Origin of the sequence: Methylobacterium sp. Leaf106 (assembly GCF_001422895.1) — a bacterium.
Taxonomy (GTDB): domain Bacteria; phylum Pseudomonadota; class Alphaproteobacteria; order Rhizobiales; family Beijerinckiaceae; genus Methylobacterium; species Methylobacterium bullatum.
The window spans coordinates 371,026-393,516 of record NZ_LMNB01000023.1; the positions used below are offsets into that span (position 1 = coordinate 371,026).

18 protein-coding genes are annotated in these 22,491 nt (G+C 68.1%); 8 read left to right on the forward strand and 10 right to left on the reverse strand.

Annotated features, from left to right (window positions below; translation table 11 throughout):
• Nucleotides 1–59 precede the first annotated feature (59 nt).
• The gene (locus tag ASF34_RS13485; protein ID WP_244478991.1) at nucleotides 60–317 is read left to right on the forward strand and encodes a hypothetical protein; all 258 of its coding nucleotides are present in this window, start codon (nucleotides 60–62) and stop codon (nucleotides 315–317) included.
• Nucleotides 318–325: 8 nt separating this feature from the next.
• On the opposite strand, the gene ASF34_RS13490 is transcribed toward ASF34_RS13485, so the two are convergent.
• Entirely contained in the window at nucleotides 326–700 is a 375-nt protein-coding gene (locus ASF34_RS13490) for a DUF2794 domain-containing protein (RefSeq protein WP_018045158.1), read from the reverse strand.
• A gap of 479 nt (nucleotides 701–1,179) precedes the next feature.
• On the opposite strand from ASF34_RS13490, the gene bluB reads away from it, so the two are divergent.
• A complete protein-coding gene (gene bluB / locus ASF34_RS13495; protein WP_056161629.1) occupies nucleotides 1,180–1,836 on the forward strand; it encodes a 5,6-dimethylbenzimidazole synthase in 657 nt (218 codons plus the stop codon).
• 188 nt (nucleotides 1,837–2,024) lie between these two features.
• Nucleotides 2,025–2,540, forward strand: a complete 516-nt coding sequence (locus ASF34_RS13500) for a L,D-transpeptidase (protein WP_026176170.1) — start codon at nucleotides 2,025–2,027, stop codon at nucleotides 2,538–2,540.
• Between the two features lie 8 nt (nucleotides 2,541–2,548).
• Here the strand turns inward: ASF34_RS13500 and ASF34_RS13505 are convergent, their stop codons facing one another.
• Nucleotides 2,549–2,767, reverse strand: coding sequence for a DUF1674 domain-containing protein (locus tag ASF34_RS13505; RefSeq protein WP_018045155.1), 219 nt, complete (start codon nucleotides 2,765–2,767; stop codon nucleotides 2,549–2,551).
• A gap of 86 nt (nucleotides 2,768–2,853) precedes the next feature.
• Between ASF34_RS13505 and ASF34_RS13510 the strand changes: the two genes are divergently transcribed.
• Together ASF34_RS13510 and ASF34_RS13515 are read left to right on the forward strand one after the other, a co-directional pair.
• Nucleotides 2,854–4,251, forward strand: a complete 1,398-nt coding sequence (locus ASF34_RS13510) for an RsmB/NOP family class I SAM-dependent RNA methyltransferase (protein ID WP_056161631.1) — start codon at nucleotides 2,854–2,856, stop codon at nucleotides 4,249–4,251.
• A 50-nt stretch (nucleotides 4,252–4,301) separates the two neighbouring features.
• Complete coding sequence (locus tag ASF34_RS13515; protein ID WP_244478992.1) at nucleotides 4,302–5,402, forward strand: hypothetical protein; 1,101 nt, start codon at nucleotides 4,302–4,304, stop codon at nucleotides 5,400–5,402.
• Between the two features lie 9 nt (nucleotides 5,403–5,411).
• On the opposite strand, the gene ASF34_RS13520 is transcribed toward ASF34_RS13515, so the two are convergent.
• The gene (locus ASF34_RS13520) at nucleotides 5,412–5,966 is read right to left on the reverse strand and encodes a hypothetical protein (RefSeq protein WP_056161635.1); all 555 of its coding nucleotides are present in this window, start codon (nucleotides 5,964–5,966) and stop codon (nucleotides 5,412–5,414) included.
• A 385-nt stretch (nucleotides 5,967–6,351) separates the two neighbouring features.
• On the opposite strand from ASF34_RS13520, the gene ASF34_RS13525 reads away from it, so the two are divergent.
• The 3 genes from ASF34_RS13525 (at nucleotide 6,352) to ASF34_RS13535 (ending at nucleotide 11,237) form a co-directional block, all read left to right on the forward strand.
• Complete coding sequence (locus ASF34_RS13525) at nucleotides 6,352–8,136, forward strand: heparinase II/III family protein (protein WP_056161637.1); 1,785 nt, start codon at nucleotides 6,352–6,354, stop codon at nucleotides 8,134–8,136.
• 74 nt (nucleotides 8,137–8,210) lie between these two features.
• Nucleotides 8,211–9,809, forward strand: a complete 1,599-nt coding sequence (gene purH / locus ASF34_RS13530; RefSeq protein ID WP_056161639.1) for a bifunctional phosphoribosylaminoimidazolecarboxamide formyltransferase/IMP cyclohydrolase — start codon at nucleotides 8,211–8,213, stop codon at nucleotides 9,807–9,809.
• A 57-nt stretch (nucleotides 9,810–9,866) separates the two neighbouring features.
• Nucleotides 9,867–11,237, forward strand: a complete 1,371-nt coding sequence (locus ASF34_RS13535; protein ID WP_056161641.1) for a DUF2252 domain-containing protein — start codon at nucleotides 9,867–9,869, stop codon at nucleotides 11,235–11,237.
• A gap of 143 nt (nucleotides 11,238–11,380) precedes the next feature.
• On the opposite strand, the gene ASF34_RS13540 is transcribed toward ASF34_RS13535, so the two are convergent.
• The 7 genes from ASF34_RS13540 to ASF34_RS13570 form a co-directional block, all read right to left on the reverse strand.
• Nucleotides 11,381–13,120 (reverse strand): MFS transporter, encoded by a 1,740-nt coding sequence (locus tag ASF34_RS13540; RefSeq protein WP_082494167.1) that lies wholly within the window; start codon nucleotides 13,118–13,120, stop codon nucleotides 11,381–11,383.
• A gap of 385 nt (nucleotides 13,121–13,505) precedes the next feature.
• Nucleotides 13,506–15,200, reverse strand: coding sequence for a cation acetate symporter (locus ASF34_RS13545; RefSeq protein ID WP_056140331.1), 1,695 nt, complete (start codon nucleotides 15,198–15,200; stop codon nucleotides 13,506–13,508).
• On the reverse strand, nucleotides 15,197–15,505 hold the full coding sequence (locus ASF34_RS13550) for a DUF485 domain-containing protein (RefSeq protein WP_018045146.1): 309 nt from the start codon (nucleotides 15,503–15,505) through the stop codon (nucleotides 15,197–15,199). The genes ASF34_RS13545 and ASF34_RS13550 overlap by 4 nt, the downstream gene beginning before the upstream one ends.
• A 246-nt stretch (nucleotides 15,506–15,751) precedes the next feature.
• The gene (acs, locus tag ASF34_RS13555; protein ID WP_056161645.1) at nucleotides 15,752–17,701 is read right to left on the reverse strand and encodes an acetate--CoA ligase; all 1,950 of its coding nucleotides are present in this window, start codon (nucleotides 17,699–17,701) and stop codon (nucleotides 15,752–15,754) included.
• A gap of 168 nt (nucleotides 17,702–17,869) precedes the next feature.
• Nucleotides 17,870–18,130, reverse strand: a complete 261-nt coding sequence (locus tag ASF34_RS13560) for a hypothetical protein (RefSeq protein ID WP_018045144.1) — start codon at nucleotides 18,128–18,130, stop codon at nucleotides 17,870–17,872.
• 113 nt (nucleotides 18,131–18,243) lie between these two features.
• Nucleotides 18,244–19,536 carry an ABC transporter substrate-binding protein gene (locus ASF34_RS13565; protein WP_056161646.1) on the reverse strand — a complete coding sequence of 431 codons (1,293 nt, stop codon included), beginning with the start codon at nucleotides 19,534–19,536 and terminating at the stop codon, nucleotides 18,244–18,246.
• Between the two features lie 141 nt (nucleotides 19,537–19,677).
• Nucleotides 19,678–22,314, reverse strand: coding sequence for a sensor histidine kinase (locus tag ASF34_RS13570; protein ID WP_156465718.1), 2,637 nt, complete (start codon nucleotides 22,312–22,314; stop codon nucleotides 19,678–19,680).
• Between the last annotated feature and the right edge of the window lie 177 nt (nucleotides 22,315–22,491).

Consider the following 22,491-nt stretch of genomic DNA (forward strand, 5'->3'; position numbering starts at 1 on the left):
CTGCTGCGAACCTGCGAACCTGCGAACCTGCGAACCTGCGAACCTGCGAGGATGTCGCGGTGGGTAAACCGGTGGTGCCGAAAATCGGGCGTGGCCCAGAGCGGGAGACGCCGCAGCCCAGCGACGTGCCGACCTACGCCATCGTCGGCGTGAGCGTCGCCGCAACGATCGTCGCCGGCGCATGGGCCGGCATCGGTGCAGCCATCATCGCCGGCATCGCTACGCTGTTCGTGATCGGCGCCCTGTATTCCATCGGCGCGCGGCGATGGGGTTGGCCTCCTATCCGTTGGGAGGCGCTCCCGTTCTTCATCCCGTGACGGGGCGATCACACCACGCGAAGAGGCTTTTCCAGCGCCGCCAGGACACGGGCGAGGTCGTGCCCTCGCTTCAGCACGATGCCGGCGGCGGAAATTACCGCGAAGGCGCCCTGGCGTCGCGCGAGTTTGGGATCCTTCTCCACCCGGAACAGGGGGGTCTCGGATGAGCGGCGGTAGATCGAGAACACCGCCTTGTCGCGGCGGAAGTCGAGGGCGTAGTCACGCCATTCGCCGGCCGAGACCATGCGGCCGTAGAGGTTGAACAGGGTCCTGAGTTCGGAACGGTCGAAGGCGACCTGTGGCACCACCGGAGCCGTCGGGAACGGCACGACGCGGCCGGTGGAATCCTTCGATCGCGGCTCGGCTCCGGTCCCCTCGTCCATCCTCGCTCCTCGGTTCCGGCGACGCGACGAGCGCCGCCAAGGAGGAATGATGGGCCTCCCACTCCGAGCCTGCAAGCCCGGTCGACCGCCGCGTGCGCACCGGCACCAGCCACGGACCGGCAACACAACATCACGATTTCGCCCCGTTATCGCCCATCGTCGGCCGCGATAGAAGATGATACCTGTGGCCGAACCTCGTCGGTTCCGTGCTCGGTCGGGCGGCCGATATCCATGCTCCCCAGCTTTCGGGAGTCTGCCGATGTCACGGGAGCGACACTCCAGAGGTTTCGAGACCCAAGGACTTCAGGCCGCCTCTCCGGAGTGCGGCCTTTTTTTCTGCCATGACGGTCCGCTCTGGTCTAAAAATCCTTTTCGATGGCCTCGGCCCCTCTTCGCATTCTACCGCCGCTTTGGTGGACTGCCGGATTCCGGCGGTGGCCGACAGGGGCGGGCGGCAGAGGCGGCCTCGTCGACAAGGGATGGCAGTGATTGGACGGCAGGTCTTGGTGAGGTTCGATCCCGGCTTTCGCGAGACGCTCGGCGACCTGTTCGCCTGGCGTCGTGACGTGCGCCGCTTTCGCAGCGATCCCGTCGATGAGGCCGTGTTTCAGCGCTGCCTGGCCCTGGCGATGCTGAGCCCGTCCGTGGGCAACAGCCAGCCCTGGCGTTTCGTCCGTGTCGCCGACCCGGCGCGGCGCAGCGTGGTCACCGCGAGTTTCGAGCGCTGCAACGATGCTGCGGCCGAGACCTACGATTGCGAGCGCCGCGAAGCCTATACCCGCCTGAAGCTCGCGGGCTTGCGCGAGGCACCCATCCATCTCGCGATCTTCTGCGATGAGGATACGAAGAACGGGTTCGGCCTCGGCCGCGCCACCATGCCGGAAATGCTGCGCTATTCGGTGGTCACGGCGGTGCATACCTTCTGGCTCGCCGCGCGGGCGCACGGCCTCGGCGTCGGCTGGGTGTCGATCATCGAGCCCGATTGCGTCACGTCGCATCTCGACGTTCCCGCCTCCTGGCGCCTCGTCGCCTATCTCTGCGTCGGCTATCCGGTGGAAGAGCACGATGATCCCGAACTCGTCCGGCATGGCTGGCAGGAGCGCGACAAGACGGCTTCCGTCCTGCTGGAGCGGTGAGCGAGGTGAGCCTTTATCAAAGCCTAATCGGACCGTTCGCCTTTAGCGCGAGTGTGAGGGGCGCCGTTTAACCGCGCTCCATCATTCCGGTGCGTATCCGGCCGATGACCCCCACCGGTAACCGGAACGGCAATCTCGATCGCTGCTTATCGTGAAGCTCACGGTCTCGCTTTCGGGGATGACGACAGATGTTCGCGCGTAATGGGTTCGCCGCTTGTTTGGCCGCAACGGTCTTGAGTGTGGGGTTTGCCGCGTCACCGGCCGCGTCCCGCGAACTCGTGGCCTTCGACCAGGCCGTCATGCCCGGTACCGTGGTGGTCCGCACCTCGGAGCGCCGGCTCTACCTCGTCAACGGCGACGGCACGGCGATCCGCTATCCCGTGGCGGTGGGCAAGCCCGGCAAGCAATGGACCGGCGCCACCAAGATCGACGGCAAATATGTCGAGCCGGCCTGGTCGCCGCCGCGCGAGGTCAAGCGTGACAACCCGCGCCTGCCCGACGTGATCGCCGGCGGCTCGCCGCACAACCCGATGGGCGCGGCGGCGATGACCCTGGCGGGCGGCGAATATGCCATCCACGGCACCAACCGCCCGAATTCGGTGGGCACCTACGCGTCCTATGGCTGCATCCGCATGTACAATCAGGACGTTGTCGATCTCTACGGGCGCGTCTCGGTGGGCACGCAGGTCTACGTCACGCGCTGAGCCCGCTCTCAGAAGTCGACGGCGATGCCTTTGACTTCCCAATCGTCGTAGCGGACGGGCTCCAGGCCACCACGGCCCTGGCGCTCGCGGGCGGCGGAGATCTCCGCCGCCTTCGCGTCGATGGCAGCGCGTCGGTCGGCGGCCTCGGCCAGAGCCCGCTCTGCGGCGGGCGTCAAGGCGGGGCGGGGCGGGATCTCGGCGTTTTCCGCGTCGTCGGATGTCGTCATGGCTTGCATCTCGGTGGGCCGGATGGGAGGGCATCCGTTGGGATTGGCTCCGGGTGACCGGGCCTCGGACACGGAAAGTGGCATTCATGGCGACACGCCGCAACGCGGATGGGCCGGCGACGACGATCGACCGCACGGTTCCGGGCCTCGCCGCCCGGCAGGTGGCCCATGCCGCCGTGGCCGATCTCCTCGTGCAGGGCCGCGCCTTCGCCCTCGAGGACGCCCTGGCCAAGGCGGGCGTCGACGCCGGCCTCGACGCCGCCGACGCATCGCTGGCGCGGGCCATCGCCACCGCCACCTTCCGCCGCCTCGGCTTCCTGCGGCGGATGCTGGCCGCCCGCATGACTCAGGGCCTGCCGCCGGACCAGCCGAGGCTGGTGGCCCTCCTCGTCACCGGCGCCGTGCAGATCCTCGATCTCAACGTGCCGGACCATGCCGCCGTCGATCTCTCGGTCCGCCTCGCCAAGGGCGACCCCTACCTGCAGCACACGCCCGGCCTCGTGAACGCCATCCTGCGCCGGGTGATCCGTGAGCGGGACGCCATCGCGGCCGAAGCGTCCGATCCCCTGGCGCAGAACACCCCGGACTGGCTCGCCGCCCGCTGGAGCGCCGCTTATGGACCCGACACGGCCCGGGCCATCGCCTCGGCCCATCTCTCGGGCGCTGCCCTCGACATCACACCGCGCGGCAGCGCGACGGAATGGGCCGAGCGCCTCGGCGGCGTCGCCCTGCCCACCGGCAGCATCCGCCTGCACGAGGTGCGCTCGGCGGTCTCGGATTTGCCCGGCTACGGCGAGGGCGCGTGGTGGGTGCAGGACGCCGCCGCCGCCATCCCCGCCCGCCTGCTCGCGGCCGGGCCGGGGCAGCGCGTGGCCGATCTCTGCGCCGCGCCCGGCGGCAAGACCGCCCAGCTCGCCGCTACGGGGGCGGAGGTGGTGGCCGTGGACCGTTCGGCCCCGCGCCTCGAACGTCTGACGGAGAACCTCGCCCGCCTCGGGCTGGAGGCAGAGATCCGCGTCGGCGATGCCACCCAATTGCCCGAGACCGACGCCGGCACGTTCGACGCCGTGCTCCTCGACGCGCCCTGTTCGGCCACCGGCACCATCCGCCGCCATCCCGATGTCGCCTGGACCAAGGCCGGCGGGGATGTCGGTCGCCTCGGCGGGCTGCAGCGCCGCCTCCTCGACCGTGCCGCCACACTGGTGAAGCCGGGAGGGCGTCTCGTCTATTGCACCTGCTCGCTGGAGCCCGAGGAAGGCGAGGGGCAGGTCGCCGCCTTCCTCGCCCGCAATCCGGCTTTCGAACGGCTCGCGATCCGCTCGGAGGAGGTCGGCGGCCTCGGCGAGCTCATCAACGGCGACGGCGACCTTCGGACGCTGCCCTCGCATCTGTCCGGCGATGGGGTCGTAGGCGAAGGAGCCCCCCCGGCGGTCCGTGGCGGGATCGACGGGTTCTTCGCGAGCCGTCTGGTTCGGAAAGCCTAAGGCGCACGGTGCGGGGCTTCCGCCATGCCATTGCCGGACTGTTCGCGGTCTTGCCTCTCGTCGGCCAAGCCGGGGCCGACGGGATCGACCGCCGCATCCTGCCGGTGGCGCCGGCCTATGCCCGCAATCCCGCCTGCGCCCCTGTCTCGCTGACGATCCCGTTCGAGATCCATACCGGCACCCGCGACGTGGGGATTTCGCCCTCGCCGAAAGACCTGCCCCTGAACCAGGGCGAGAGCGCGATCTGCTTTGCCTACGCCACGGCGGACATGATCTCGCACCGAGTCGGCAAATCGGTCTCGCCCCTCGACGTGGCGACGAAATTCTACTTCGCCGACCCGGCGCGCCTGGAGGCGATCGCGGACCCGCATCTGAACCGCCATCTTCGCGCGCACCCTGCCTACCGGGCCGACATCGCCTGGAGCCGCAACAATGCGGAGGCGACCAAGGACGGTAACCCGAGCCTGGAACCGTATTTCGACAAGATCGAGGGCGGTGAGGAGGATACGGCGGCGCTCCTCTACAATATCGGCGGGTATTGCGAGGACCGTGACCTGCCGTCCAACGACGGCTATCGCTACGTGCTGCCGACATTGCGCTCGCTGCGCTACCGGACGAAGCTTCGCCCGACGCGCCAGAGCTTTCGCGCCGTAGCCGCCACCGCGACCCATCTGCGCGGGCGATGGGCCGATCCGTTCAACGCGGCCTGGATCGCCCATGTGGAGGCGGCCTGCCGCCGGACGCCGCTGCCGGTGCCGCTCCTGCCGGTCTCCTACCGCGTGGCGGCGAGCCAGGCCGATTTCGCCGACATGCTCGAATCCGGCCGCCATCCGAGCAAGCCGAAGCTCGACCGCATCCTGGCCATGGTGGACTACGCGCTCGACCATGGCCGCGTGCCGACCGTGGGCTACAGCTGGTATCTCCTGGAGGACCGAGACCCGAAGGATCCCGACCTGTTCGCCGACCATGCGAGCCCGGTCATCGGCCGCCGCAAGGCGGGCGATGTGTGCCAGTATCGAATCCAGGACAATACCGGCGAATATTGCGGCCGCATGCGCGACGGCATCCGCGAGCGCTGCGACAATGGTCGCATCTGGGTGACGGAGAGCGAGTTGCGACGAACTTTGTATAGCGTCACGTATCTGCGGTAGGCGCCCGCCCTACGGCGTGATCACCCGCATGGAGACGGTCTGAATCTGCGCCGCGCCGTTCACGTCGCTCGCGGGTGTCGACTTCTTCAGCCGGGCCATGAACTTGCGCACCTCGTCGGGCGGCAGTGCGCCCACCGGGGCGATCATCATGGACAGGAGCGCCTTGGTCTTGCGATCGACCGAAGCGGAGCGGCTCACCGGCTCAAAATCCCGCACGGTATGGGTCCTGTCCTCGTTGCCGGTGAAGACGCGGGCACCGTCCTTCAGCACGACGATGTCGCCGGGGCGCAGGGTCGGATCCTTGAGGAGGGCGGCCATCGGCCCGGAGGAGAGCGGGATGGGCGTCTGGCGATCGCCGATCTGCAACTGCAGCGGCTCGCTCTTCGGCAGGGCGGCGTAACGGATCTTCGGGCGCGGGCGGTTCGCCTCGCGCCGGATCGTCAGGGACCTTTGCGGCAACTCGATCGCGGGAGCGGGCTGCTGCGCTTCCACCGCTGGGCGGGCCGGAGTGAATAACGCCTCGAACAGGCCGCCGAGGCCACGGTCTTGAGCGTTCTGGGCCATCGCAGCGCCAGACGTGCATAATAACGCTGCGGCGGACATCAAGAGACCGGCGCGCTTAAAGGCGGGGATGACAGTCACAGGCACACTGCCATTGCTGGAGGCTGCAGGAACGAAACTCGCTGGCGCTGTGTATAACCTGTGCAGCATTCAACCGTTCCGGCCGAGTTCGCCAAAAAATACAGTTTGCCGGGCCGTGGGGGTGCCCAACCTTTCCCCTGTGCGCGGCGCCACTCGGGAGGGGGAAATCCCGAGCGGAGAGGCCACGAGGCGGCGCGATGAGTATCGGCATCCTTAATTGTTGGTTAATAGGCACGGCTTAGCTTCCAGATGGGACGACATCCGGCACGATGGCCATCCGGGTCGCGGTGCTGGAGGAAAGGCGTGCGTGGGTTGGGGGGCTGATCGTTGGCGTTTCTATCGGCTCGTCGGGCGTGAGATCGCGCGCTCGGCGCGGGGCGTCTCCGCACGCCTCACCGCGAGCCCGGACCTGCTCGCGCGCGCCCGTGTCAGCGCTCTGGTGATCGCCCCGCACGATCTGCGCACCAGCGACGCCACCTTCGCCGACGATATCTATGCCGGCCTGTTCGTCTTCGCGGGGCGCTCGCTCTCGGTGAGCGGCCGCTCGCCCTTCGATTACGCGCCGCCCTCGCCGGAATGGGCGGATGCGTTCTACGGTTTCGGCTGGCTGCGCCACCTGCGCGCCGCCGACACGGCGCTGGCACGCGCCAATGCCCGCGCCTTCGTGGCGGATTTCATCGCCGGCCGTGGCGACGAGGCCCTGGCCGCGCCCGTGCCCGTGGCGGCACGGCGGCTGATCTCCTTCCTGTGCCAGTCGCCCCTCGTGCTGGAAGGGGCGGACCACGCCTTCTACCAAGCCTTTCTCAAGGCGATCGGACGCGGCGCCAGAGACCTCGAACGCTCCCTGCGCCGGGGCCTGCCACCGCAATCGCGGCTCCTGGCGGTGGTGGCCCTGTGCTATGCCGGATTGTGCTGCGAGGGCATTCAACCGATCCTGCGCCGGGCCACGCGCATCCTGTCGCGCGAGCTCGACCGGCAGATCATGGCGGATGGCGGCCCTCGTAGCCGCGACCCGCGCTTCGCCATGGAGCTCCTCCTCGACCTTCTGCCCCTGCGCCAGAGCTTCCTCAGCCGCAGCCTCGATCCGCCGGTGGCCTTGCTCCATGCCATCGACCGCATGCTGCCCCTGCTGCGCCTCCTGCGCCACGGCGATGCGTCCCTGAGCCATTTCAACGGCATGGGCGCCACGGCGGCGGACCATCTCGCCACCTTGCTGGTCTATGACGGCGCCCTGGCGCAGCCGATGATGCACGCGCCGAATTCCGGCTACGAGCGGCTGGAGAGCGGCCGGGTCGTCGTGGTCGCCGATGTGGGGGCGCCGCCGCCGCTGCCCTTCTCGATGAATGCCGGGGCCGGCTGCCTTTCCTTCGAGATGTCGAGCGGCCCCCAGCGGGTGGTGATCAATTGCGGCCTGCCGGCGAGCGGTCCGGAGCTGCGGCGCCTTGCCCGCAGCACCGCCGCCCATTCCACCGCGACGGTGGGAGATTCCTCGTCCTGCCGGTTCCTCGGCGCCAGCGAGGGGGTGGGAAGTCGCTGGGCGTCGGACTGGCTCATCGGACGGATCGGACCCGTTCTGGTGCGCGGCCCGCGTGCGGTCAAATCCGAGCGGACGAGCGATGGCGGCTCGCTGATCCTCGCCGGCCGCCATGACGGCTATGCCGCGGAATTCGGGATCGTCCACGAGCGGCGCTGGTGCCTCCTCCCGGACGGCGCCGGGCTCGAAGGCGAGGATGCCTTCGTGTCGGTGGCCCACAAGGGGAATCGCATCCGGCTGCGCCCGCCGGAGGCGGCGATCCGGTTCCACCTCCATCCCGCCATCGCGGCCAATGCGGCCGAGGGCGGAGGGATCGATCTGGCCTCGCCCCTGGGAGAGGTCTGGCGGTTCGAGGCCGACGGTGCGGCCCTGGCCCTGGAGGAGAGCGTGTATTTCGCGGGGCTGACGGGTGCGCGTCGGACCGACCAGATCGTCCTCTATGTCACGGCGGGGGAGGGCACGCGGGTGCGATGGCGATTCCTGCACCTCGCGCAGGCGCCGGGGCGGAACGATCCCGCCCGAAGCGAGGCTGCGGTGGCCGATGAGGCGGCCCGGTAGCCGATAGGGCGCCATCTGTGGTACCCGCCGCGTTTCAGGGGCAGAGTCTGCCCTGTGCCGGACGGTTCTCGACGATGTCGCATGATCAGGCGCGGGTTGCCCGCGCACTCCTTTCCGTCTCCGACAAGACGGGCCTCGTGGATTTCGCCCGCGCGCTGTCCCAGCGCGGCGTCGCCCTGGTCTCCACCGGCGGCACGCACCGGGCCTTGAGCGAGGCGGGATTGCCGGTCACGGAAGTCGCGGAGATCACCGGCTTTCCCGAGATGATGGACGGGCGGGTGAAGACCCTGCACCCGGCGGTGCATGGCGGCCTCCTCGCGGTGCGCGACGATCCCGAGCACCAGGCGGCGCTGGCCGCCCACGGCATCGGCGCCATCGACCTCCTCGTGGTCAATCTCTATCCGTTCGAGGCGACGATCGCGAAACCCTGCGCCTATGACGACGCGGTCGAGAACATCGATGTGGGCGGCCCGGCGATGATCCGCGCCGCGGCCAAGAACCATGCCGACGTGGCGGTGGTGGTGGATGTGGCCGATTACGGCGCGATCCTCTCGGAGCTCGAAGCCGGCAACGGCACGCTGGGAGCCGCGACCCGCAGGCGGCTGGCGCAGAAGGCCTTCGCCCGCACCGCTTCCTACGATTCCGCCATCGCCTCCTGGCTCGCCGACCATGTGGAGATGGAGGCGGCCCCCGCCTTCCGCGCTTTCGGCGGCACGCTCGCCCAATCCCTGCGCTACGGCGAGAACCCCCACCAATCGGCGGCCTTCTACCGCACGCCCGGCCTCGTTCGGCCCGGTGTGGCGAGCGCCCGCCAGCTCCAGGGCAAGGAACTGTCCTTCAACAACCTCAACGATACCGACGCGGCCTACGAATGTGTCGCCGAGTTCGACCCGGCCCGCGCCGCCGCGGTGGCGATCATCAAGCACGCCAACCCGTGCGGCGTCGCCGAAGGCGACACCCTGGCAGAGGCCTACGAGCGGGCGCTGGCTTGCGACCCGACTTCGGCCTTCGGCGGCATCGTCGCCCTCAATCGCACGCTGGATGCCGAATCGGCCGCGCGGATCGTCGAGATCTTCACCGAGGTGATCATTGCTCCGGACGCCACCGATGAGGCGATCGCCCTCGTCGCGGCCAAGAAGAACCTGCGCCTCCTCCTCGCGGGCGGCCTGCCCGACCCGCGCGCCAAGGGCTTCGCCATGCGCAACCTCGCCGGCGGCATCTTGGTCCAGGGCCGCGACGCGGCCGTGGTCGACGACATGACGCTGAAGGTGGTGACGAAGCGCGAGCCCACGGCTCAGGAATACGCCGACCTGCGCTTCGCCTACCGCGTCGCCAAGCACGTCAAGTCGAATGCCATCGTCTACGCCAGGAACGGTGCCACGGTGGGCATCGGCGCCGGGCAGATGTCGCGGGTGGATTCCTCGCGCATCGCCGCCTGGAAGGCGGCGGAGGGCGCCAAGCGCATCGGCGCCGCGGAGAGCCTGGCCAAGGGCTCGGTGGTGGCCTCGGACGCTTTCTTCCCCTTCGCCGACGGCCTGATCGCGGCGGCGGAGGCCGGCGCCACGGCGGTGATTCAGCCCGGCGGATCGATGCGGGACGCCGACGTGATCAAGGTCGCCGACGAGGCCGGGCTCGCCATGGTGTTTACAGGACATCGCCACTTCCGGCACTGATGCCGCGCGGTGTGCGGCGAACGGCCTGCGCGCATCGCCCTGTCGAGGCTATCTTCCATGAGCAACACGTATCTTTCCTCCAATCGCGCGGAGCGCCGGGCGGCCGGCAAGCGCCTGCGCGATTCGGTCCCCCGGGAGTCGCATGCCGATTGGTACCCGGCCGAAGACCGCGATCCGCTGGCTGTCTTGCGGGCGAACGATGCCGGCCGGCTGCTCGAGCTGATCCCCCTGCGCCACGAGCGGATGCGGGCCAGTCCCTTCGCCTTCCTGCGCGGTGCCGCCGCCGTGATGGCCTCCGATCTCGCGGGCGTTCCGGTTCCGGGCATCCCGGTCCAGGCCTGCGGCGATTGCCACATCGGCAACTTCGGCGTGTATCGCAGCGCCGAGGGCCAGACCCTGTTCGACATCAACGACTTCGACGAGACGCTCTGGAACGTCGATTTCACCATCGACGTGAAGCGCCTCGCCGCCAGCGTCGCCGTCGCCGCCTTCGCCCAGGGTGAGGACAAGGCGTATCGCGCGGCTCGCGCCAGCGTCTGCGCCTATCGCGAGCACATTCGCGAGTTGTCCTATCTCTCGCCCCTGGCCATCTGGCACAGCCGCATCGACCTCGATGACGAGATCGGCCGCCTCGGCGATGGGGACCTGTGCCGGCGCCTCCTGGCCGATGCGGCCTCCGAGACCGCCGACGGTCTGAGCCATGGCGACGCCCCGGACCTCGACCCGGCGACCTTCCATTCGGACCCGGCCCAGTGGCGCATCGCCGACAAGGACCCGACGATCTTCCACGAAGGGCCGAATGGCCTGACCGAGGCGGTGCAGGAAGCGGCCGCCGCGTTGCTCGCCTATCCGCAGAGCCTCCAGGCCGACCGCAACTTGTTGACCCTGCGCTACATGCAGCGCGACGTCGCCTTCAAGGTGGTGGGCATCGGCTCGGTGGGCACGGTCTGCGCCGTGGGGCTCTACTCCGACGCGGATGGCGCGCCGCTCTTCCTGCAGATCAAGGAAGCCCGGCCTTCGGTCCTGGGTCAGCTCGCCCTGAGCCCGTTCTTCCTCGCATCCGAGGGTCAGCGGGTGATCGACGGCCAGCGCATCATGCAGGCGGCCAGCGACATGTTCCTCGGCACCGCTCATTCCGAGGTGAGCGGGCGCTCCTATTACGTGCGCCAGCTCAAGAACAAGAAGCTCTCGGCCGTCGCCGAGATCCTCGCCGAGAGCGGCCCCAAAGCCTATGCCCGGCTCTGCGGCACCACGCTCGCCCGTGCCCATGCCCGCTCCGGGGACGCGGCGATGATCGCCGGCTATCTCGGCAAGGGCGACGCCTTCGACGAGGCGGTGGCCGAGTTCGCCATGCGCTATGCCTGGCAGACGATGGCCGATCATCACGCCCTGCAGGCGGCCCATGCGGAGACCGTCGAGGCCGCTTGACGACACACGGGCTTCGCGCGCGGACGACACGAGAAAGGGCCCCGGAGCGATCCGGGGCCCTTTTTTCATGGCGGAACATCAGGGGCTTCACGTCCGGCGCCGGACCGTGGCGGAGAGCCCGGTCCGGCGCCCCCGTTCGAGGACTACCGCGCCGGGCGGTCGTCCCAGGTGAAGATGTCCCTGTCCTTGGTCTCGGGGATGAACAGGGCACCGATGACGGCCGTCGCGAGGGCGATGACGATCGGGTACCAGAGGCCGAAATAGATGTCGCCGGTCTGGGCCACCATGGCGAAGGCCGTGGCCGGCAGAAGGCCGCCGAACCAGCCGTTGCCGATATGGTAGGGCAGCGACATCGAGGTGTAGCGGATGCGCGTCGGGAACAGTTCGACGAGGGCCGCCGCGATCGGGCCGTAGACCATCGTCACGTAGAGGACGAGGATCGTCAGGATACCGATGATCGTCAGCTTCTGGACCGAGAAGATGTCGATCATCTTGGCGAAGTTGGACAGGCCGTCCTTTGGTTCGATGGCGATCTTCACGATGCTCGGGTTGGTGGCGGTCGGGTAGCCGGAGGCGGTGAGGGCCGCGCCGATATCCTTGGCGAAGGCCGGATCGGCGGCGGCGAACTCCTTGCCGGCGACGGTGACGGTGGCCTTGGTGCCGGGAGCGGCGGGCTCGGTGGTGTAGTTCACGGCCGAGCGCGCGAGCAGCGCCTTGGCGATGTCGCAGGAATTGGTGAACTTGGCCGTTCCCACCGGATTGAACTGGAACGAGCAATCCGCCGGATCGGCCTTGACCACCACCTGCGTGCTCTGCTGGGCCGCGTGCAGGGCCGGGTTGGCGGCCGCGGTCAGCGCCTTGAACAGCGGGAAGAAGGTCAGTGCCGCGATCACGCAACCGCCGAGGATGATCGGCTTGCGGCCGATCTTGTCGGAGAGTGCGCCGAAGAACAGGAACCCGCCGGTGCCGAGGATGAGCGACCAGGCGATGAGCACGTTGGCCGTGAACTGATCGACCTTCAGGATCGTCTGGAGGAAGAACAGCGCGTAGAACTGGCCGGTGTACCAGACCACGGCCTGGCCGGCGGTGAGGCCGAGAAGCGCGAGGAGCGCCCACTTGGCGTTGCGCCACTGGCCGAACGCCTCGGACAACGGTGCCTTCGAGCCGGTGCCCTCGTCCTTCATCTTCTTGAAGGCCGGGCTCTCCTGCATCTGCAGACGGATCCAGACCGAGACGCCGAGCAGCACGATCGAGACCAGGAACGGAATGCGCCAGCCCCAGGCGGCGAAGGGCGTGATCGTCCCGGCCGAACCATCGGCGAGGGTGGTGGCGACGGGTGCATAGTTCGCGTTGACGTAGATCTGGGTGAAAAGGATCACCATCAGCGACAGCAGCAGCCCGAGGGTCGCCGTGGTCTGGATGAAGGCGGTGTAGAAGCCGCGACGCCCAGGAGGAGCGTGCTCGGCCACGTAGACCGCCGCGCCGCCGTATTCTCCGCCGAGCGCGAGGCCCTGGAGCATGCGCAACGCCAGCAGCGCCACGGGTGCGACCCAGCCGACGCCGTACTCGTTCATCGTGGCGTAGGACGGCAGCAGGCCGACCACGAAGGTCGATATGCCCATGATCAGGATAGTGACGAGGAAGGTATACTTGCGGCCCACCAGGTCGCCGAGACGTCCGAACACCAGCGCGCCGAAGGGGCGGACCAGGAAGCCGGCGGCGAAGGCCATCAGGGCGAAGATGTTGCGCGTGGCTTCCGGATAGGCCGAGAAGAACTGGGCGCCGATGATCGCGGCGAGCGATCCGTAGAGATAGAAATCATACCACTCGAACACGGTGCCGAGCGAGGAGGCCAGGATGACCTTCTTCTCGCCGGCACTCATGGGCCGTGCGGCATCCTTTGGTAATGGGACCGCTGACGTTGCAGACATGGGGGGAACCTCCAAAATTTTTTATACTTCCAGGCTTTTGCAGGCCTGGCTTTCATCACTTCAGAGACTTGGGCACTGCGTCGGCGTTCGCAGTCGCCCCAGTCCTGGCGCGCGCTGGTCTTACCGCTCACGGAAAAGAGAGCGATCGACGCTACCTCACGCCATGATTTCGCCCAAGAGTGAAAAAGCTGACGGCACAAGGATACTCACGTTTTTATGCAAACGTGTCACTTTGGTGCCGATTGATCGGGCCGCCGCCCGGCGGGATGCCATGAATGAGAAAGGGCGCGGCTTCCGCCGCGCCCTTTCAAGCATTTGTCGAATGATCTTGAAACCGTCAGTGAGCGTGAGCGCCGTCGGCTCCGATCCCGGTCTCCGAGCGCACGAACTGCTGTTCGAACAATGCGCGCTCGCGCTTGGCCCTTGCAGTATTGTCGAGCTTCGACACCACATAGATCGTGAGGAAAGCGAGCGGCATCGAGAACAGGGCCGGGTTGTCGTAGGGGAAGATCGCCACCGGATTGCCGAAGGTCGTCACCCACACCGCCTTCGACAGGATCACCATGCCGACCGCCGCGAAAAGGCCGACGAAGCCGCCGATGAGGGCACCCCAGGTGGTCGTGCCCCGCCACAGGATCGACATGGTGAGGATCGGAAAGTTGCAGCTCGCCGCCACCGAGAAGGCGAGGCCCACCATGAAGGCGACGTTCTGGTTCTCGAAGACGTAGCCGAGATAGATCGCCACGATGCCGATGACGACCGCCGAGATCTTCGAGAGCCGGACCTCGGAGGTCTCGTTGCTGCGCCCGCGGGCGATGACGCTGGCATAAAGGTCGTGGCTTACCGCCGATGCGCCGGCGAGGGTCAGGCCGGCCACCACCGCGAGGATCGTGGCGAAGGCCACCGCCGAGATGAAGCCGAGGAAGTACGGTCCACCCACGGCATTGGCGAGGTTCACGGCGACCATGTTGGTGCCGCCGACCATGCCCTTGAGCTTGTCGAAGGCGCCGGCCGGATCGAGTTTGAAATAGGCCGGGTCGGACATCAGCAGGGCGATGCCGCCGAAGCCGATGATGAAGGTGAGAATGTAGAAGTAGCCGATCAGGCCGGTGGCATAGAACACCGACTTGCGGGCGGCCTGGGCGTCGGAGACCGTGAAGAACCGCATCAGGATATGCGGCAGGCCGGCGGTGCCGAACATCAGGCCGACGCCGAGGGAAATCGCCTCGATCGGGTTCGAGACGAGGCCGCCGGGCGCCATGATGGCGTCGCCCTTCGGGTGCGTGGCGACGGCCGCCGAGAACAGGGCCTCCGGGTTGAAGCCGTATTTGTAGAGGACCGCGCCGGCCATGAAGGTGGCGCCGCCCAGCAGCAGGCAGGCCTTGATCACCTGGACCCAGGTCGTCGCCTTCATGCCGCCGAAGGCCACGTAGACGATCATCAGCACGCCGACGATGACCACGGCGTAGAGGTATTCGAGCCCGAACAGGAGCTGGATCAGCTTTCCCGCTCCGACCATCTGGGCGATCAGGTAGAAGGCCACCACGACGAGGGTGCCCACCGCCGAGATGATGCGGATCGAGGTCTGGTCGAGGCGGAAGCTCGCCACGTCGGCGAAGGTGAACTTGCCGAGATTGCGCAGGCGCTCGGCGATGAGGAACAGCACGATCGGCCAGCCCACGAGGAAGCCGGTGGAGTAGATCAGCCCGTCGAAGCCGGAGGTGTAGACGAGGCCGGAGATACCGAGGAACGAGGCGGCCGACATGTAGTCGCCGGCGATGGCCAGCGAGTTGGTGCCGGCCGATATGCCGCCGCCGGCGGCGTAGAAGTCGGAGGCCGATTTGGTGCCCTTGGCCGCCTTGTAGGTGATGCCGAGGGTGAAGAGCACGAAGAACGCGAACATGCCGATGGCCGGCCAGTTCGTCTGGGCCTTCGTGACGGCGCCGATATCCGGGCCGGCCGCATAGGCGGCACCCGCGAGAATGACCGCGAGGGTGGTGCCGAGGGCGATGGGGTGGGCGGAGCGGATCATCGGCCGAGGTCCCGCTTGAGCGCGGCGGTCAGTTCGTCGAAGCGGCCGTTGGCGCGCTGGACGTAGATGCCGGTGAGGATGAAGGCGAAGACGATCACGGCGACACCGAGGATCAGGCCCAGGGACGTCGTGGCGCTCCCGATCTTCAGGGCGAGCAAAGACTTGTCGAAGGCGATGAGGCCGATGAAGCCGAAATAGACCAGCAGCATCAGGATGGTCAGCGTCCAGCCGAAGCGGGTGCGTTCGTGCACGAGCTCCTTGAACCGCGGGTTCTGCGCAATCCGCGCAGTCTCGATATCGGACATGGCGTACCTTTCCCTGGAGCGTCGACCCTTCTGAACGGGGTCTCGGTCTCGACGAATACTGTAGCGATGAAGGAGCGGGCGCGCTTAAGTCTGCCGATCTTGTCTCATGTCCCGAGGCGCGTCAGCGCAAGCGTCGCAGGGTCACGATATCGTCAGGTCAAACGGAAGCGACGGCTCGGGATCCGGCCAGGACGCGATCGGCGCATCTCCTTCGAGATGCGCCGCTTCGTTGCGGGAGTTTGGCGATCAGGACGCGCGGTTCTGCCGGTTCTCGATCAGGTCGTCGACCACGGCCGGCTCGGCCAGGGTCGATGTGTCGCCGAGCGACGAGAACTCGTCCTCGGCGATCTTGCGCAGGATGCGGCGCATGATCTTGCCGGAGCGGGTCTTGGGCAGGCCGGGGGCGAACTGGATCAGGTCCGGCGAGGCGATGGGGCCGATATCCTTGCGGACCCAGGCCACCAATTCCTTGCGCAGCTCGTCCGAACCGTCCTCGCCTTCCATCAGGGTGACGTAGGCGTAGATGCCCTGTCCCTTCATGGAATGCGGGTAGCCGACGACGGCCGCTTCCGACACCTTCGGATGGGCGACGAGGGAGGATTCGACCTCCGCGGTGCCCATGCGGTGGCCCGAGACGTTGATGACGTCGTCGACGCGACCGGTGATCCAGTAATAACCGTCCGCATCACGGCGGCAGCCGTCACCGGTGAAGTAGAGATTCGGATAGGTGGAGAAGTAGGTCTGCTCGAACCGCTCATGGTCGCCATAGACCGTGCGCATCTGGCCAGGCCAGGAATCCGCGATGCAGAGATTGCCCTCGCAGGCGCCATCAAGGGGCTTACCCTCGGCATCGACAATGAGCGGCTGCACGCCGAAGAACGGGCGCGTGGCCGAGCCGGGCTTCAGCTTGGTGGCGCCGGGAAGCGGGGTGATGAGGATGCCGCCGGTCTCGGTCTGCCACCAGGTGTCGACGATGGGGCAACGGCTGTCGCCGACCACGCGGTAGTACCAGTCCCAGGCTTCCGGGTTGATCGGCTCGCCCACCGAGCCGAGGACGCGCAAGCTGGCCCGCGACGTCTTCTTCACCGGGCCTTCGCCGCCACCCATGAGGGAGCGGATCGCCGTGGGGGCAGTGTAGAAGATGTTGACCTTGTGCTTGTCCACTACGTCCCAGAACCGCGACGTCGACGGGTAGGTCGGGATACCCTCGAACATCAGGGTCGTGGCGCCATTGGCCAGCGGCCCGTAGACGATATAGCTGTGGCCCGTGACCCAGCCCACATCGGCCGTGCACCAGTAGACTTCGCCCTCGCGGTAATCGAAGACGTATTGATGCGTCATGGCGGCGTAGACGAGATAGCCGCCGGTGGTGTGGACCACGCCCTTGGGCTGGCCCGTCGAGCCTGATGTGTAGAGGATGAAGAGCGGGTGCTCTGCTTCTACGGCCACGGCCGGGCAATCATCGGTGACCTGGGCGGCGGCCTCGTCGTAATAGACGTCGCGGCCGGGCTCCATCGGCACGGCAGTGCCGGTGCGGCGCACGACGATCACATGGTCCACCGCATCCTTGCCGAGCCGCGCGATGGCGGCGTCGACATTGGCCTTCAACGCGACCTTGCGCCCGCCGCGCAGACCCTCGTCGGCGGTGATGACGAGCTTCGAGGCACAACCTTCGATGCGGCCGGCCAGGGAATCCGGCGAGAAGCCGCCGAAGACGATGGAGTGGATCGCGCCGAGCCGGGCGCAGGCCAGCATGGCATAGGCCGCTTCCGGGATCATCGGCAGGTAGAGGGTGACGCGGTCACCCTTGCCGACGCCGCGGTTGCGCAGCACGTTCGCCATCCGGCAGACTTCCGCATGAAGCTGGCGGTAGGTGATGTGCTTGGATTCGTTGGGGTCGTCACCTTCCCAGATGATCGCGACCTGATCGCCACGGGTGGCGAGGTGGCGGTCGATGCAATTGTAGGCGACGTTGGTCTTGCCGTCCTCGAACCATTTGATCGAGACGTTGCCCGGAGCAAAGCTCGTGTTCTTCACGGTGGAGTACGGCGTCGACCAGTCGATCCGCTTGCCGTGCTCGCCCCAGAACGCGGCCGGATCGTCGACCGAGGCCTTGTACATCGCCTGATACCCGGCATCGTCCACATGCGCGCCGTCTATCCAGGCCGCGCGGACGTCGACCACCTTCTCGTCCATGACGTTTTCCCTGCTGGTGCCCGATCGTATCGCGAAAACCGCGCAGCCGGGACTTCCACCTTGTTCTTATGCGCAGGAGCAGATTTACCGCAAGCGCGAAGGGGCATGATCCAACAGCGCCGGCACCCCCAATTGGGGGAATACTCCTCGCCAGCGGTGGCCTGCAGGTCAGTTGCAGCCGATACAGATCCCCTTGATGCCCGAACCTTCCGGTTTGGGCCGCTTGCCGTTGTCGTCACGCTTCACCGGCGTGTCGGGCGCGGCCGCGGCGCCGGGGGGCTTGGTGACGCCGGTGGGGGTGATGTTGCGGAAGGCGCCGGCCGAGTCGAGGTTCTGCCCGGTCGTCGAGGTGCCGCCCGTCTGGGCCAGGGCGCCGGTTGCTCCGGCCATGAAAAGTCCGGCGGCCAGAAGTCTCAGGGTTGTACGCATCGCGCTTCTCCATCTGTCGCGGAAGAACGGATGGGGTGCGCCGGGGTTGCTTACGGCCGGAGATCGGCGCCGTTGAAGTCGGTGCCGGAAGGCCTAGGCGAACCCAGGCCGTGTCAGGGAAGCGACCCGCAGGGCTCGGCGCGGGCCGGCAATGCCGGGTTGGCCGTCCGGAACTCAGCCACCACTGCATCGAGGCGCGCATCCACGATGTCGCTCATCTGCGGAACCCCCTCGGCCACCCGGAGCCATTTCGCGCCATCCCAGACCTGCACGAAGCCGGAAGGCCGTCCGCCGTGATCGCGGCAGGTGAAGGTGAGGGAATGGGCAAAGCCCGCCAGCCCGAGTCCTTTCCAGCGGCTGTCGTCGATCGACAGGCCCTCGAAGGCGAGGCGCACGTCCGCGCCGCGCAACGGTGCGCCGCGCCGCGCTCTCTGGGCCTCCGCGATGGCTTCGGCGGCGAGCACCGCGTTGTAGACGCCCCGGTTATAATGGGTCTCCCCCGAACCGTCCTTCGGCGTCGAGGACAATCCGCGATCGGCGACGAAGGTGTCGATGGCATCGAAGGCGGGGAAAGCATCGCCGAAAGCGTGGCGGCTCACCTCCTTGAAGCCGCGACTCGCCGAGCCGGTGCGGCGGATGCCGTCCTGATCGGGCCAGCGCAGGGCGATCATCCGGTCGGGCGGGAAGCCGACCTTCAGGGCCTCCTCGATGGAAACTCCACTCCGCGTGCCCTGGCCGAGGAGGATGACATGGTCAGGGCGCGCGGCGGCGATGCGTGTCCACAGGGCGGCCTTGCCAGCCTCGGTCTCGTCATCGGCGAAGAGCAGCGTCGAGAACCCATACCGGGTGCCGAGTTCCTGCAGGATGACGAGGGCGGACGGATCGGCGCCCGCATGGCTGTAGACGAGGCCGATGGAGAGGCCCTGCAGCTCGGACAGGCCACCGAGCCTATTGGCGAGATACCGGATCGCGATGGTGATGCCGCCGAGCACGGTGGAGGAGGGGTTGAACACCCATGGAAGCAGGTCGCCGCGCGTTCCGGCCGGGAAGCCGTCGGCGAGGGACAGGATCGGGATCCGGTCGCGCGCGGCCGGTTCCAGCAGGTCCTGGGTGATGCCCCGGTCCGGCGTCGTGATCAGGACCGTTCCGGACGCCTGCGCGGCGGCGTAGCAGGCCCGGGCGCGCTCGACCTCCGAGGCGACCTCGCATTCCTCCACCTGCAAGGGCACGCCGCCGATCCCGCCATCGCGCTGGTTCAGCATCTCCAGGTAATCGTGAACGCCATTGGCCACCCGCGCGCCGATGGCGGCGCCGGGACCCGTGCGGTTGGTGAGGAGGGTCATGCGGACGGGCTCGGCGGCTTCGGCCGACAGGCAGAACGCCAGGATCAGGGCCGTCACGGCCATCGGAGGCAGGCGTCTCGTCATGGAGAGTGCATGGGGCCCGGTCCTCCGCAGGCCGCGCGTCGCAGGCTCGACGCACGCCGCATGGCCCGCCGATGATGGCAGATGCCCGGCCGTGAGACGAGTCCGCGCCCGCCTCGACGGTCAGGCGGTCCTGACCGCCGCCTGGGGCGGGAACAGCATTTCCACCAATGTGCCCTCGTCCTTCCGGCTCTCGATGCGGAAGCTTCCGTGATTGGCCTCCACCAGGGCCTTCGTGAGCGGCAGGCCGAGGCCGGTGCCGGTGCTTCGCCCATCCGCCCGCCCCTTGGGCGAGGCCGCCACGGCGATCTGCCGGAACGGTTCGAGGGCGGTCTCCACCTCGTCCGGGCTCATCCCGATCCCGGTGTCGCGCACCCGGAGGGCGATCTCGCCCCGGTCCGCCAGTGTGGTGGAGACGATGACCTGCCCGCCGGCCTCGGTGAAGGCGATGGCGTTGGCGATGATGTTGAGGGCGGCCTGCCGCAACGAGCGCTCGTCGGCGACCAGGGGCGGCAGGTCGTGGGAGAAGCTCGTGCGCAGGACGATCCGGTCACGCATCGCCTGCGGCTGCAGCATCGCCACGCAATGGGTGACGACGTCGTTGAGGGGCACCTCCTCGAAGGACAGGTCGAGGCGCCCGGCCTCGATCTTTGCGAGGTCGAGCAGGTCGTTGACGAGGCTGAGGACGTGGGTGCCCGAGGCGTGGATATCGCCGAGATAGTCGCGGTAGCGCTCATGGCCGATGGGGCCGAACGGCTCGGCCAGCATCATGTCGGCAAAGCCGAGGATGCCGTTCATCGGCGTCCGGATCTCATGACTGATCCGGGCGAGGAAATCCGACTTGCGCGCGCTGGCATATTCCGCCGCGCGCCGGGCGTTCGAGGATTCAGCTTCGACGCTTCTGGTAGCGCGCACGTCCCGGACGGTCATCACCATGCGGCCGTCGTCCCGCCCGGCGAGAGGCGCCACATGGATCAGCATCGGCAGCATGCCGGCGGCCGCCCGGGCGATGACATCGGGCACCGGTTGCGACTGAGCCGCCTGTGCCGGGCCGGCGATGCCATGGACGCTGGCGAGCACGGCCACGGCGCTTTCCGGCGCGAACAGGCTGAGAATGCCGGCACCGACGACCTCGCGCGGGTCGAGACCGAACGTCGCCGCCGCGCTGCGGTTGAGCCCGATGATCCGGGCATTCCGGTCGAGGGTGACGACGCCGTCTTCCAGGCTGTCGAGCACGGCCTGCGCGTCGGCGGCGCGGGCACCGGCGAAGGCATCGGCGATCTGCATCGCCGCGCGCTCGCGGGCCGGCTCCCCCGCGACCGCATCGCGGACGAGGAGCAGCTGGGCCGGCGCGCCGGTCCAGTCGACTTCGGACGCCTGGATATCGACGCTCAGGCGGTCACCGGCCTGGGTGGTGAGCAGAGCGGGCGCGCCATCCGCCGACCGCTCGTGTGGGATGAGCCCTCCGAACAGCCTGTCGAGGCCACCCGACGCGGTGAGCTCGGCGAGATCGGCGAACCCTGCCATGGTCAGCAGGCGACCATTGGCGAACAGGACGCTGTCGTCGCGATAGATCATCACGCCGCCGGGCAACCGTTCGAGCGTCGCCGCCACGGCGGCGTTCGGGCCTTCCGGAGCCGGTTCTACATTGCGCGCCATCGCGGAGGGGAACGGGGTCACCGATCCGCTGGCCGGCCGTTCGTCGTCCGTCGTGACCTCTTCATCGGATTCGGAATCGCCCGCAAAGCGCGCGCCCAGGGCGCGGGCGATCTCGCGGAACGCCGCATGCTCGTGGCTCGACAGATGAGAGTCCTGGAGCGTCGGCCAACCGCTCTGGGCGTCGGACGAAGGCTCGGTGGCGAACTCGACCGGTTCCGGCGGCGCGTCGGCCTCCGAAACGAGCGGCGGCGGGGCGGGGGGGGCATCCGCGTCCACCACCGGGCTCGCCGCGTCGGCGACGAGACCGGGCGAGGGTTCGGCGACGGGCGGTAGCGCCGCCGCCTCGATTGCCGGAACCCCGGAGGAAACGGGCGACCCGGTGCCATTGGATAGAGTGGCGACGGGGGCCGTCACCTCGGCTGGATCGGCAACGGTGCCGATGCCGCCTGCCGCCTCCGGGACGGGTCGCTCGCTCGGAGACTGATCGGGGGACGCTTCCGCATCGCCCGTGCTCGTCACGACATCCTCTGCCGAGGGGGACACGGAGGGGCGGACCATGGCGAAGCCGTTGAATCCGGAGAACTCGTCTCCGGCGCGCCGGGTCGGCGTACCGGAGATGTCGAGATCCATCGCATCCGGCGCCCCGTCCGGCTGCAGGGTGACGGAGATCGCCCGGAAGGTGCGGCGCTGGGCGAGGGCGAGCAGGAGCCCCTCCGCATCGAGGAGCGTACGGGTCTGTGACAGGGCGGACCATGTCCGGCCGAGCATCGCCGGTTTGACCGACGCGGCGGCAGCCCCGGAAATGTCGGTGAGCCTGTCGTCGGCATCGCTGCGCCATACCAGGCGGCCGGTCTGCATCGAAGGATTGTCCTGCGGCGAAGGCACGCCTTCCGCGACCGGGGACAGGCGCGCAGGCTCTGGCGCCTCCTCGGCCTGCGGGAGGGCGGGCTCCACGACGGCTTTCTGTGGCGATGCGCGGTGGTTCGGCAAGCGGTCGAGAAGCGCCACGATCAGGAGGTTGCGCCCCGACTTGTCCTTCGTCCGCAATACGAGGCACGTCGTGGCCGCTCCGAGACGGCGCGTTTCGAACCGAAGCTTCATCAGCGTCGGCCGATCCAATGGGAGACGGCGCGGGCGAACCTGGTCGCACAGGCGAATTGCATCGACCCGGCCCGATTCGTCGGTGCCGATCGCACGGCCGAGGCCGTTTGCCGCCGTCGAAGCCAGCAGGACTCGCTCCGCTGTCCCGTCCAACACGAGCCAAACGGCATCCGGGGC